The sequence below is a fragment of the Priestia sp. SIMBA_032 genome (assembly GCF_046535215.1).
In the GTDB taxonomy this organism is placed as follows: domain Bacteria; phylum Bacillota; class Bacilli; order Bacillales; family Bacillaceae_H; genus Priestia; species Priestia aryabhattai.
Genome location: NZ_JAWRXD010001133.1, coordinates 1 through 253, shown reverse-complemented (window position 1 = coordinate 253; position 253 = coordinate 1). Strand labels below are relative to the sequence as shown.

The window sequence follows — 253 nt, the reverse complement described above, 5'->3', positions numbered from 1 at the left end:
CTACGTCGCGGTCATCACCGCGATGAACCTGTTCAGCATGTCGTCGACGTCGCGCGTGAACGGCATCCTCGTCGTCTTCCAGATCGTGCTGATCGCGGTGTTCGTGGTCCTGACCTGGACGGCCTTGAACGCGGGCGCCGGCACCGGCACCCCCTTCAGCCTGACGCCGCTCCTCCACACCGGCGTCCACCTCGGTGCGGTGATCGGAGGCGCCACCGTCGTCTGCTTCTCGTTCATCGGCTTCGACGCGATC

At 66.0% G+C, this 253-nt stretch carries 1 pseudogene; it reads left to right on the top strand.

The features are described from left to right. A pseudogene (locus SB717_RS37860) lies at window positions 1-253 on the top strand (Putrescine importer PuuP); the annotation flags it as partial.